Annotated in this window: 12 protein-coding genes; 6 read left to right on the forward strand and 6 right to left on the reverse strand. The window is 60.7% G+C overall.

From position 1 onward, the window contains the following. Window positions 1–119 precede the first annotated feature (119 nt). From JO015_06960 to argJ, 5 genes are all read right to left on the reverse strand, one after another. Window positions 120–2,204, reverse strand: coding sequence for a sodium-translocating pyrophosphatase (locus tag JO015_06960; GenBank protein ID MBV9998838.1), 2,085 nt, complete (start codon window positions 2,202–2,204; stop codon window positions 120–122). Window positions 2,205–2,399: 195 nt separating this feature from the next. Further along, window positions 2,400–3,299: an ornithine carbamoyltransferase gene (argF, locus tag JO015_06965; GenBank protein ID MBV9998839.1), complete on the reverse strand. Its 900-nt coding sequence runs from the start codon at window positions 3,297–3,299 to the stop codon at window positions 2,400–2,402. Between the two features lie 12 nt (window positions 3,300–3,311). Beyond that, window positions 3,312–4,580 (reverse strand): aspartate aminotransferase family protein, encoded by a 1,269-nt coding sequence (locus JO015_06970; GenBank protein ID MBV9998840.1) that lies wholly within the window; start codon window positions 4,578–4,580, stop codon window positions 3,312–3,314. Between the two features lie 138 nt (window positions 4,581–4,718). Then, complete coding sequence (gene argB / locus JO015_06975) at window positions 4,719–5,594, reverse strand: acetylglutamate kinase (protein MBV9998841.1); 876 nt, start codon at window positions 5,592–5,594, stop codon at window positions 4,719–4,721. Between the two features lie 17 nt (window positions 5,595–5,611). Then, on the reverse strand, window positions 5,612–6,835 hold the full coding sequence (argJ, locus tag JO015_06980) for a bifunctional glutamate N-acetyltransferase/amino-acid acetyltransferase ArgJ (GenBank protein MBV9998842.1): 1,224 nt from the start codon (window positions 6,833–6,835) through the stop codon (window positions 5,612–5,614). Window positions 6,836–7,155: 320 nt separating this feature from the next. On the opposite strand from argJ, the gene JO015_06985 reads away from it, so the two are divergent. The 3 genes from JO015_06985 (at window position 7,156) to JO015_06995 (ending at window position 9,074) form a co-directional block, all read left to right on the forward strand. Next, a complete protein-coding gene (locus JO015_06985; protein MBV9998843.1) occupies window positions 7,156–7,599 on the forward strand; it encodes a response regulator in 444 nt (147 codons plus the stop codon). 240 nt (window positions 7,600–7,839) lie between these two features. Beyond that, window positions 7,840–8,403, forward strand: coding sequence for a translation initiation factor IF-3 (locus JO015_06990; GenBank protein ID MBV9998844.1), 564 nt, complete (start codon window positions 7,840–7,842; stop codon window positions 8,401–8,403). Beyond that, window positions 8,400–9,074, forward strand: coding sequence for an HAD family hydrolase (locus tag JO015_06995; GenBank protein MBV9998845.1), 675 nt, complete (start codon window positions 8,400–8,402; stop codon window positions 9,072–9,074). The genes JO015_06990 and JO015_06995 overlap by 4 nt, the downstream gene beginning before the upstream one ends. Before the next feature lie 190 nt (window positions 9,075–9,264). Here the strand turns inward: JO015_06995 and JO015_07000 are convergent, their stop codons facing one another. After that, window positions 9,265–9,645 carry a VOC family protein gene (locus JO015_07000; GenBank protein ID MBV9998846.1) on the reverse strand — a complete coding sequence of 127 codons (381 nt, stop codon included), beginning with the start codon at window positions 9,643–9,645 and terminating at the stop codon, window positions 9,265–9,267. A gap of 127 nt (window positions 9,646–9,772) precedes the next feature. Here JO015_07000 and JO015_07005 point away from each other — a divergent pair, with 127 nt between their 5' ends. The 3 genes from JO015_07005 (at window position 9,773) to dnaB (ending at window position 12,239) form a co-directional block, all read left to right on the forward strand. Beyond that, a complete protein-coding gene (locus tag JO015_07005; protein ID MBV9998847.1) occupies window positions 9,773–10,087 on the forward strand; it encodes an STAS domain-containing protein in 315 nt (104 codons plus the stop codon). Window positions 10,088–10,217: 130 nt separating this feature from the next. Further along, window positions 10,218–10,751 carry a 50S ribosomal protein L9 gene (locus JO015_07010; GenBank protein MBV9998848.1) on the forward strand — a complete coding sequence of 178 codons (534 nt, stop codon included), beginning with the start codon at window positions 10,218–10,220 and terminating at the stop codon, window positions 10,749–10,751. Window positions 10,752–10,757: 6 nt separating this feature from the next. Then, entirely contained in the window at window positions 10,758–12,239 is a 1,482-nt protein-coding gene (dnaB, locus tag JO015_07015; GenBank protein MBV9998849.1) for a replicative DNA helicase, read from the forward strand. The last annotated feature ends 188 nt before the right edge of the window (window positions 12,240–12,427 follow it).

A 12,427-nucleotide genomic window follows, 5' to 3' on the forward strand; every position in this document is an offset into this window, starting at 1 on the left:
CGCCGTGGTCCGCCGTGTTCGCCGTGTGAACTCTTACGTTGTGCCCGCCAAACCCGCTGTGCCCGCCGTGTGACCGTGTGAACTCTTACGTTGTGCCCGCCGTGTGACCCGACACCCGGCTACCTAAACACGATCGGGATGATGAGAATCGCCACGATGTTGGCCACTTTGATCATCGGATTGATGGCCGGACCGGCGGTATCCTTGTACGGGTCACCGACGGTATCGCCGGTCACAGCTGCCTGATGGGCGGGCGACCCTTTACCGCCGTGATGGCCTTCCTCGATGTATTTCTTGGCGTTATCCCACGCGCCTCCCCCTGAGGTCATGGCGATGGCGACAAAGAGGCCGGTAACGATGGTGCCGACGAGCAAACCACCCAGCACGACGTAGCCGAACATCGCCGCCACGATCACAAAGAGAACCGGCAACAGGGCCGGGATCGTCATTTCGCGCAGGGCGGCACGGGTAACGATGTCGACGCAGGCGCCGTACTCCGGGGTATCTTTACCTTCGAGGATACCCGGTTTGGCCTGCAACTGGCGCCGGACCTCCTTGACGACTGAACCGGCTGCTTTACCGACCGCATCCATGCTGAAGGCGGTAAAAATGAAAGGCAACAATCCGCCGATAAACAGGCCGATCACAATTTCAGGGCGTTCCAGGGAAAACGAAAACGAAGAAAGGTCGGCTCTGCCCATATGGGCAAAGTGCGCGCGCAATTCCGCCACATAGGAACCGAACAGCACTAGGGCGGCCAACCCGGCGGAGGCAATCGCGTAGCCTTTGGTGACGGCCTTCATCGTATTGCCGACGGCATCCAGCGCGTCAGTCACGTTGCGGGTGGACTTCGGCAGTTCGCTCATGACCGCCACCCCGCCGGCGTTGTCCGTGATCGGTCCGAAGGCGTCCAGCGAGATGATGATTCCGGCCATCGAGAGCATGCTGGTGACCGCGATCGCGATCCCGTACAACCCAGCGGCAGAATAACTGACCATGATCGCTCCTGCGATGAAGATGACCGGCAGTGCGGTCGCATGCTGGCCGACGGCCAGTCCCGCAATGATGTTGGTGGCGTGACCGGTCTCTGACGCCTGGGCGATCTTGCGTACCGGCCGGAACGCGGTGGAGGTATAATAGTTGGTGATGACGACGATCACGCCGGTCATGCAGAGACCGACCAGCGCCGCCAGGTAAAGCTGGCCCGGGCCGTGCGTGACGTCACCGATCGTAAAGGAATGGGGGAAAAGCAGCATCGTGGCCGGCCAGTACAGGATGGCCGAGACCAGGGCACTCGAACCGACCGCTTCGACCAGCACGCGCGTCGGGTCGCCTTTACGCCAGTTGACGTAAAGTATCCCGACAATCGCGCCGATCACCGAAATGCCGCCCAACAAAAAGGGATAAACGATCGCTTCCGGCGAATTGCCCATCATCAGAAAGCCGACCAGAATGGTACCGATAATTGAGATGGCGTACGTCTCGAAAACGTCGGCAGCCATCCCGGCGCAATCCCCGACGTTATCGCCTACGTTATCGGCGATCGTGGCCGGGTTGCGCGGATCATCCTCATCCAGGTTGCTCTCGATTTTGCCGACCAGGTCCGCGCCCACGTCCGCCGCCTTGGTGTAAATGCCGCCCCCGAGCCGCGCAAAAACGCTGATCAGGCTCGCCCCTAAAGCCAGCCCGACCAGGCTGCCCACCGCGCGCGCGGTACCGAACAGTCCTGCCCCGATCAGGTAAAAAATGCCGACCGAAAGCAGCCCGAGGCCGACCACCAGCAGGCCGGTCACCGCCCCGCCATTGAAAGCGACCCGCATCGCCCCTTCGCGCGAGTCAGTCGCGGCTTGCGCCGTCCGGCAATTAGAGAGCACGGCGATGCGCATGCCGATGTAACCCGCGGCCATTGAGCAGACCGCGCCCAGGATGAAGCCGACCGCCGTAAACAGGTCCCTGGCAAAGACCAGGATGACGGCAATCACCAGGGCGATCGCCGAGACGGTGCGGATCTGCCGGTTCAGATAGGCCTTTGCCCCCTCCTCGATGGCGGCGGCGATTTGTCTCATCCGCGCATTACCGGGCGAGGCTGCAATGATCTTCCGGATCAAAAATCCGGCTCCGCCCAGGCCGACAACAGCACAAAGCAAAGCGAACCAGATGCCTGATTGCAGGAGGAAAGCGGTGGCCAAGGAGGGAAAAATCATAGTTTGCGTAATGAAAGGTACAACTAGTGGCGAAGGGTTGGCGCTTTTGCAACACTTACGCTCGTGCAAGTTGTACAAGTTTCACCTAAAGCGGGTTTCAGGTGACGCCCGCCAGCCCGTCCTGGGCAGAGTGCGACACCGTATCTTGACTGATAGACCGGCAGACCTGCCGGTTTCACGGCAGACTTGCCGGTTTTATTTCACCACCCACTGCAGAATTGCTTTTTGCGCGTGGAGGCGGTTCTCAGCCTGGTCGAAGATCGTCCGGGCGTGCCGCTCAAGAATCGCTTCCGTGATTTCCTTGCCCCGGTACGCCGGCAGGCAATGCAACACCAGGGCGCCCGGGCGCGCCTGCGCGAGCAAGTCGTCGTTAAGCTGATAGGGCGCCAATTCGCGAAGCCGCTCAGCGCCTTCCGCCTCACGTCCCATGCTTACCCAGACATCGGTATAGAGAACGTCTGCTCCGGCGGCAGCAGCGGCCGGATCCTCGTTGAAGCTGATATTCGAGTTGGCCAGCCGGTTCTTGAACTCAGGCGAAGGCTGGTAGCCGCTGGGGGCGGCGACCCGCAGCGCGAAGCCGAGGCGTTCCGCCGCCCACATCCATGATCGCGCCACGTTGCAATCGCCATCGCCCAGGAAACAGACGGTCATGTCCTCGACCGTTTTGCGCCGTTCCCGGATGGTGAACAGGTCCGCCACAATCTGGCAGGGATGCTCCTCGTCCGTAAGGGCGTTGATCGTCGGCAGCCCGCTGAATTCGGCAAACGTTTCCAGGTCAGCTTGTGCAAACGTGCGAATGATCGCCCCGTGCGCCATCCGGCCGAGCACGCGGGCGGTATCGGTGATCGGTTCGCCGCGCCCGAGTTGGATGTCCTGCGGCGCAAGGAACATCGCGCTCGCCCCCAACTCGCGCAAGCCGACCTCGAAGCTCACGCGCGTTCGCGTCGACGGTTTGTTAAATAGCAGCGCCCACGTTTGCCCGCTCAGCAGGCTTTGCGGTTTGGTGGTGCGCGTCGCCTTGAAGGTCTGGCTTGCCTCCAGCAACTCCCGGAGATCGCCTTCACCGAGTTGTTCGATCGATAAGAAGTTCCGCATATGCCGGTTCACTTACCCTTCGCGAAGGGTTCGCCCGAGGATATCCAGCGCCTGATCCATCTCGTCCTGCCGTACGTTCAGGGGCGGCAGCAAACGTATGACCGCCGGCCCGGCCGGAACCGCCAGCAGACCGTTTTCCATCAGCCGGGTCACGACCCGCTGTGCCGCCATCTTGCCGCCCGGCTGGGTTTCCGGCCGTTGAAAACGAGCATCCAGTTCCAGGCCCAGCATCAGACCGAAGCCGCGGACCTCTTTGATTCCGTCGAGCCGGCGGAGCCGCTCCACGGCGTAAGCACCCAGGCGATTCACGTTCCCAAGCAAATCCTCTTCCTCGATGGTCTGGAGCACCGCCAGCGACGCCGCGCAGGCCAGGGGCGTGCCGCCGAACGTGGTGCCGTGGGTTCCAGGCTGCAGCAGGTCGCAGAGCGCGATCTCCGAGCCGCCCCGCCGTTTCAGCGGTTTTGCCCTGAACCAGGTCGCTCCCAGCGGGAAACCGCCGCCGATCCCCTTGGCCCAGCTCACCGCATCCGGATCGACGTCAGGGGCGACCGGTCTCCAGGCCGCCCAGGATCCGACCCGGCCGAGGCCGCACTGAATTTCGTCAAACATCAACAAGAGGTGATGCTCGTCACAAAGGGCCCGCAGGCCCCTCAGGAACTCAGGCGTTGCCACGTGGATTCCACCCTCGCCCTGTACAACCTCGACCAACACCCCCGCCGTTTGCGGGGTGATGGCTTCCCGGACCGCCTCGAGGTCATTGTACGGCACATGCCGAAACCCGGCGAGAAGCGGGCCAAACCCGACTTTAACCTTTTCCTGGCCGGTCGCAGATATACCGGCCATGGTGCGACCGTGAAACGAGCGCTCGAAGGTGATGATTTCATAACGCGGCGTCTCGTCCCCGCCGGGTCCCGCACATTCGTTGCCGAATTTCCGCGCAACTTTGATCAGCGCTTCATTGGCCTCCGCGCCGCTGTTGGAAAAGAAAACCTTGCCGGGAAGGCCGATCAGGTTCACGAGGCGCCGTGCCAGCTCACCCTGAGGCCGGGTGTAGTACAGGTTGGAAGTGTGAATGAGTTGCGCCGCCTGCGTGGTGATGGCCTCGAGGAGCCGCGGATGCTTGTGCCCCAAGGTCGAAACGGCGATGCCCGCCCCGAAATCGAGGTACGATTTTCCGTTTTCATCCCAGACGCGCGGGCCCTCGCCACGTACCAGGACGAGGTCATAGCGCCCGTAGTTCGGCACGACGTACTGCGCGAAAAGCTGTCGGGTATCCTCCATAGCGTGACGGTAGCAGGTAACGGGTAACGGGTAACGGGTAACGAGTAGCGGGTAATAGGCCGTAGGCAACTCAAGAATCAGGCATGCTACCGGCCGGTAATGGCCGGCTAAAGCGCCTTCGCTCCGCCAGACCGCCCGTTACGCGACGATCTCGGTGCCGATTCCCCTGGTTGTAAACATCTCCAGGAGGAGCGCGTGCGGAACCCGGCCATCGATCAGGTGCACTTTTCCGACGCCCTGGCCCAACGCGGCCACGGCCGACTGCACCTTGGGAATCATCCCGCCTTCGATGATTTCATCGGCGATCAGGCGCGCAGCGTTTTCCCGAGTCACCGTCGGGATCAAGGAGTTAGGATCTTTGACGTCACGCATCACGCCAAGGACGTCGCTGACAAAAATCATCTTCGCCGCGCGCAAGGCACCGGCCATGGCTCCGGCGGCCACGTCGGCGTTTACGTTCAAAACCACCCCATCTTCGGTTTCGCCGATCGGCGAGATCACCGGGACGACGCCGCGTTCGATCCCTTCCCGGACCCCGTCCAGACGCAACGAAACGACTTCACCCACAAATCCGACGTCTACCAGTTGCTTGCCGTCAATTTGCGGCGGCAGTTTCCGCGCGACGAAAACGTCGCGGCCCGAAAACCCTTCGGCGCGGCCGCCGAAGGAAGCCATCGTATCAACGATTTTCGGCCGGATCACCCGGTCGAGCACCTCCTCGACGATCTTGATCGCGGTAGCATCGGTCACCCGCAGGCCGGAAACGAACCGGGGCGCCTGGCCTGCCTCGCGCATTTTTTGGGAAATCGCCTTTCCGCCGCCATGGACCAGAACCGGGTTGACGCCGACCGCCTCAAGAAATACCACGTCTCGCAGCAGCCGTTCGACCAGGTGCTCATCCTCCATTGCACTGCCGCCGTACTTGATCACGAACGTTTGACCCCGGAAACGCTGGATGAACGGCAACGCTTCCAGTAAAACCTCGGCCCTTTCAAGCTCGGTTCGATGGTACATAGGACTGGTTCCGCTAGCTACTCGCTAAGGTTAAATTTTACGTAATCCGTGGTTAGATCGGTCGTGAATACCTTGTATTCGGCCGTTCCAAGATGGAGGTCAATGGTCACCGTGAAGTTTTTGTTCCTCAGAATTTCCTTCAGCTTCTCCGGCGGCGTGTCGCTCGCCATCCCGTGTTCGGCGGCTACCACGCCGTTGTAGAAGATGTCTACCATTTCCTCACGGACGTTTATCGCAGCGTAACCAACCGCGTCCATCACCCGCCCCCAGTTGGGATCTTCACCGCACCACGAGCACTTGACCAGCATCGAGTTAGCCACCGCTTCCGCCGCCTTCCGCGCGTCCCGGCAGGTGGCGGCATTCTTGACGTGGACCTCCACAAATTTACTCACCCCCTCGCCGTCTTCGACGATCATGCGGGCCAGCTGACGAGTGACGAAATGCAAGCCATGGGCAAACGCGTCGTAAAGGGCGCTCTGCGGCTGCAGCAGCTCGGCGCCCGACTGCCCGTTGGCGAGGCAGATCGCCGTATCGTTCGTGCTCATGTCGCCATCGACCGTGATCCGGTTGAACGACTGCTCGACGCTCTCCAGGAAAAGCTTCTGCAGATCCCGTTTTGCGATCGCCGCGTCCGTGGTCACAAAGCAGAGCATGGTCGCCATGTCCGGGTTGATCATCCCCGCCCCTTTCGCCACGCCGCCGATCCGCACCGGCTTCCCCGCCAGGCTGAGCTCGATCGCAATCTCCTTTTCAAAGGTGTCGGACGTCATGATCGCCCGCGCCACGGCCCGCCCGTTGTCGGCGTGAAGCTTGCCGGCCAGCTCCGGAACCGCTTTCTCAATTCGCTCGATCGGCAATTCCCGCCCGATCCGGCCGGTCGAACACACCAAGAACTGCTTTTCGTTCCACCCGAGCGCGCCCGCAGCCGCGGCCGTCATCCGCTTTGCGCACCGGATTCCGTCGGCGCCCGTGCAAGCGTTGGCGTTGCCGCTGTTGGCGATGATCCCGCGAAGTTCCGCCGACCGCAGGTGGTCCATCGATACCCGTACCGGGGCCGCCTTGATTTTGTTGGTCGTGAAAGTCGCCGCGCCAACCGCGGGAAAATCAGAGACGATCAGCGCCAGATCGTCGCGGGGCCGGCCGGCTTGGCCGCCTTCCTTGATGCCGCAGCCGATCGCCGCCGCGCGGAAACCCCGAGGGGCGGTAACGGCGCCAGTGATTTCGTGAAAAGGCGAATCCATGAATGCAAAACCCCAACCCATATCGCAGCTCCCCGGCCCGGCCGATTGTTTTCATTCGCCGATTGTTGCTTTCGCGGGCGGAAGCGTTGCCATAACGGCACGCGAGCGGACCGGCCGAACGCCTGTTCAATTTTTATAATTTCAAAATAAACTTCGCATTCCTGTAGACATCGTGCAACCAGTTGCCCGTGAGGTACGCATAGAGGGACGGAAAAACTTAGTTAGCCGCACCGGGGACAGCAACTCGCGCTAAAGGATTCGGAAGAATTTGACGTTATGGTTAATATGGTATTTCTTATTCCATAAACAACGCCCTAATCATGGATTCGGATCTTTCTCGCTCGGCGGCTAATGCCTCCTTCGTCCTGGTCGTTGAAGACCATCCCATGGTTCGAAACCTGGTGGTGCAGCTCTTGAAGGAAGGCGGCCATCAACCCCTCGGCGTTCCGGATGCGGACCAGGCGTTTGCGCTCTGGTCAAAATCTCCAGACGGTTTCAAGCTGATCGTCACCGACATCCTGATGCCGTCCTCACTGGACGGTCTCACGCTCGGACGCCTCATCCAAACGCGCCGGCCCGATCTGCCGGTCCTTTACATCTCCGGGTCCGCAAGTCCCGATGAAACCGTGGCGCTGGTTCAGGGGGAAAACTTTTTCCGAAAGCCGTTCGACGCCGACGAATTTCTCGCCGCCATCGACCGGTTGCTGGCCAGGCGTGCACCGGTCGCGTATGCAGGCGAACTTGCGAGCCCCGCCCGGGGTTAAGATTCGCCTTGCCCGCCCGAATAAGCTCCCCTATATGTTGCTCGTCGGCACACGTGCGGAACAGGCCGGTAGAGTTCCTGTTCTCAACCGCAGACGCGGTGACAAGGGGGCGTTTAAGTAGTGGTGTAGCCGGCGGTCTGGAAAGGATCCTAAACGAAAGTATCCAACGTAAACTTGACTAAGCGCGTTGCTACGCCCCGGCGGGCGCCCAACTGGAGATAGCTTATTCAGCAGCAGCAAATTCGCGTTAACAGTCGAATCCGAGCCCGCGAGGTCCGAGTCATCCTCGCGACTTCCAACGAGCAGCTTGGGATCATGAAGATCCAGGATGCTTTGCGCCGGGCGCAATCGCTTGGCCTTGACCTCGTCGAAGTCGCTCCCAATGCAAATCCACCCGTTTGCAAGATCGTCGATTTCGGGAAGTACCGTTACGACCTTTCAAAGCAGGATAAAGAGCGCAAGCCGGGGGGGTCCAGGCTCAAGGAAATCAAATTCAGGGTAAACATCGACCCGCACGATTACATGATCAAAGTGCGGCATGCCGAGCAGTTCCTGGATAAGGGAAACAAGGTGAAAATGCAGCTGCAGTTCCGCGGCCGTGAAATGAGCCACAAGGAACTGGGCGACCAGCTCATGCAGCGTCTGCGAGAAGACCTTGTGACCATGGGACAAGTCGAGATGGAACCGAAACTGATGGGTAAAAGCATCAGTATGACGATGTCCCCCTTGCCGGCCAGCAAGCGTAAACGCCGTTTCACCGTTGAATCTGAAGAACTTCCCCCCGAGCCGGTCGAGGAGGAATGAAGCTTTTTCTGTTTGACCTGGACGGCACCCTGCTCACCACGGACGGCGCCGGCCGGACTGCCCTCAAGCTGGCCAGCGCCGATGCGTTCGGCGTGTCTGAAGACCTCAGCAACGTCGCGATTGCGGGCAATACCGATTCCAGAATCGGCCAGGAAATCCTGGCCAAACACGATATCCCCATCACCGAGGGTTCCCTCAACCGGCTGATGGGCGCGTACCTGGCCCGTTTGGTCGACCAATTGAAGATCAATCCCGGGCGGATTCTGCCGGGGGTCATGCAAGTGCTTGACCGGGTTGCCCATGCCGGCGTTGGGCTGGGTTTGTTGACCGGCAACCTGCGTCGCGGGGCCGATCTCAAACTTGGTGCCCACGGGATTAAACGGTTTTTCGAGTTTGGCGCCTTCGGCGACGATGATTTTGACCGGAACAACCTCGGCCCGATCGCATTGGAACGGGCTCAGGCGTGGTACAAGACCCGTTTTTCGCCTGAGGAAACGTATGTGATCGGAGACACGCCCCGCGATGTGGCTTGCGCTCGCGCCTTTGGCGCACGGGCCGTTGCGGTCGCAACCGGCCAATACTCAAGCGAGGAACTGGCGGCAACGCAGCCCGACTTTCTCTTTGCCGACTTATCGGACGTCCGGAAAGTCGGGGGTTGCCTCGGCTTCTGAGTTTTCCGCCCTCACGTGCGCGGTACAATCGGGGACATGATGGGGGCGCTTTGGTTGTTTATGGCGTCCCGCCGCAGCCGGCGCGTCAAGGCCGGCCGGGCAGGGGCACTGTTTCCCCCGGCCGAGGGGACGGAACACTTTTTAACTGCCCCAGCCACCCGGCCGGCCCGCACGCCCCGCCTCCGGCCGCCTACGTCAGCAAAGCGATATCCTTGGACAGTTTGATCGTTCGGCCTTCAGGATCGAGGAAGGTGGCGTAGGTACCGTCCAGACGGACGATCACACCGGCATTTTGCAGACGTTCAAGGATTAACTGCCGTTCCTGCAAGGCCAGGTACAGGTGAAAATGGGAAACGCCTTCGCCGTTTTCATCCGCCCGGAAACAAAGGGGCACGCCGCCCAGTCGCAACTCACAGTAGCGGTAGGCGCGTTCGCTGGTGACCACGGCACCCAGCAGGTGGGTGTAAAAGTGGCGCACCTCGCGCCAGTTCCTGGTAAAAACCGTTAAGGAATAGCAACGCGCCGCAGGTATCCGTACCCGTTTACGACCTACTTTACGTTTGAGAACCATAGATAGTGGAGGTACATATCGGCCTTATCTGGAAATTATTAAAATTATAAAATCGCGCCGCCTTTCAGAAGGGTTCGTCGTGCCTTTGGCGTTGCCGCCGGCCCGAATAAATGCTAACCACATCAGGATGTCGCCAGAGGTCTTGACGCTCAGCGGGGAAATCGATCTCAACGAACGACCCCATGTAGCCGCCCAGCTTGATCCCCTGATCAACCGGAAACTTCCCGTGATCGTGATCGACTTGGCGGATGTCGCTTACGTGGATAGCTCTGGCCTGGCCCTCTTTATCGATGCCCTTCAGCGGGTGCAGGGCTATGGCGGGCAGCTCGTACTCTCCGGGCTCCGCGACAATGTCAAGATGGTGTTCGAGATTGCGCGTCTTGACCAGGTCTTCCGCATTTTTCCGACCCACCAGGACGCCGTCCGGGCCTTGGCGGCATGACCGGCGTGGCTTGAGGTAACGTTGATGCGCGCCCGGATACAAAGGGGGGATTGCAGGATGGACCGAAACCACCTTGACACCATGGCGGTTCCTGTGTACCGATCCCTCCCTGCATAACCGGGAAGCACGTATGGCTTTGACCCAAATCATTCTGAAGGAGAACATGCCCGGCCTGGGTGCCGAGGCCGACATCGTCAAGGTTCGCAGAGGGTTCGCCCGCAATTTTCTTATCCCGCAAGGCAAAGCCTACGAGGTGACTCCCGGCAACCTCAAACGGATCACCCAGCTCAAGACGCAGCGCGCTGCACGCGAGGCCAAGGAGCTCAATGACGCTGAGGAACTGGCCCGCAAGATCAACAAGCTGAAGCTTGATTTCACCCTGGAATCCGGGGAAACCGGAAGGGCGTTTGGCTCGGTGTCGACCAAGGACCTGGGCGACCGCCTCCAGTCGGAGCACGGGATCACCATCGACCGCCACCGGATTCAGCTGGAGCGTCCCATCAAGGAATCGGGTGTTCAGGAAATCCCGATCCGCCTGCACCCGGACGTTACGGCGACGCTGCGGATTGAAGTCAAGGTTCACGTCAAGGAGCCCGCTCCGGAACCCGCGCCCGCCGCGTCTGCGGAAACCAAGGGCCGGCGCAAAGCCAGACCGGCGAGTTAACGACGAATGGCGAACGGTTCTCTCGGTTCGGTTAAACCGGTTGAGAACCCCGCAACGAGGCCGGGGTCGAAGGACGGCAGCCCGGCTAAAAGTTATTCACAAACTCTTCACAACGGCGCCACGGGTCGCGAGGCGCCCCGCGGCCTTCCATTCAGTGAAGACGGCGAAAAAGGGGTCCTCTGCTCGCTCCTGCTCTCGCCGCGCGAGGTTGCCGATCAGTGCGTCCTGAGGCTGCAGCCGGACGCCTTCTACGTTCCGGCACACCAGATCGTTTACGAGCTGGTGCTCGAGTTCAACGAGAAAGGTAAACCGGCCGACTTCGTTACCCTTAAACAGGCGCTCAAAGACCGCAACCAGCTCGAGGAAATCGGCGGGCCCGAATACCTGGACGAACTATACAGTTTCGTTCCGACGGCGGCCAACGCCAACTATTACATCGAGATCGTCGGGGAAAAGTACGTCCTGCGCCGGCTGATCATGGCGTGCAACAAGCTCTCGAACCAGTGTTACGATCAGCAGGACGAAATGAGCACGTTGCTCGATGAGGCCGAGCGTGAGATTTTTGCCATTACCGGCCAGCACGTCAAAACCGATGTCATTCCCACCAAGGATCTGGTGATGGAAGCCATCGAACAGATTGAGCAGCTGTACGAGCACCGCGGCGCCGTGACCGGCCTGTCGACCGGGTTTGTCGAGCTCGACCGCATGACCAACGGGCTGCACGCCGCCGAGATGATCGTGATCGCGGCGCGGCCGAGCATGGGGAAGACCGCGTTCGCGATGAACGTCGCCGAGCATGTCGCGATTGACGTGGGCAAAGCGGTCGCCGTTTTCAGCCTGGAGATGAGCAGCCAGCAGTTGGTTCAACGCCTGCTCTGCTCAAGGGCCAAAGTGGACCTGCAGAAGGTGCGCAGCGGATTTTTGTCCGCCCGCGATTTTCCGAATCTGACCACGGCGGCCGCCAAGCTGGCGGCGGCCAAAATGTACATCGATGACACCCCGGGCCTGAGCATCCTCGAACTCAGGGCCAAGGCGCGACGTCTGAAGTCGACCCACAACATCGAGCTAATCGTCATCGACTACCTGCAACTGCTGCGCTCGACCAGCCGCAGGGCTCAGGACAATCGTCAGCTCGAGATTTCGGAAATCTCCAGCGGGATCAAGGGCCTGGCCAAAGAACTCCAGGTTCCGATCATCGTGATCGCGCAGCTGAATCGCCAGCCGGACACCCGCGCGAAGGAAGGCGGGCGCCCGCGGCTCAGCGACTTGCGCGAGTCCGGCTCGATTGAGCAGGACGCGGACGTCGTCGGCCTGCTGGTCCGGCCTGAGTACTACGAGACGGATGACGAAGGCAAGCAGGAGAAAGCCGGCGAGGCGGAGCTCATCCTGGCCAAGCAGCGCAACGGGCCCACGGGCGACATCCCGCTGGTGTTTTTGAAAGAGTACACGCGCTTCGAAAACCGCAGCCGGGAAAGAAGCGAGCCGTAGAAGGGGCTGCAAGCGGAACGCCGCGGTGACTCGGCCTTCGGCTCAGGCCGCAGATCAACTTTCTCCCGGGCAAGCCGGCAACCGTCGTAGTGGCGAAGATTAAGCACCCCTGAACGACGCTGGCGAAAACTGGCCAGTGAACGTGCACTTCTCCACAGCGCAGACAATCACACGGCGCCGCGGCGGAT

This window comes from Verrucomicrobiota bacterium, assembly GCA_019247695.1.
GTDB lineage: Bacteria > Verrucomicrobiota > Verrucomicrobiia > Chthoniobacterales > JAFAMB01 > JAFBAP01.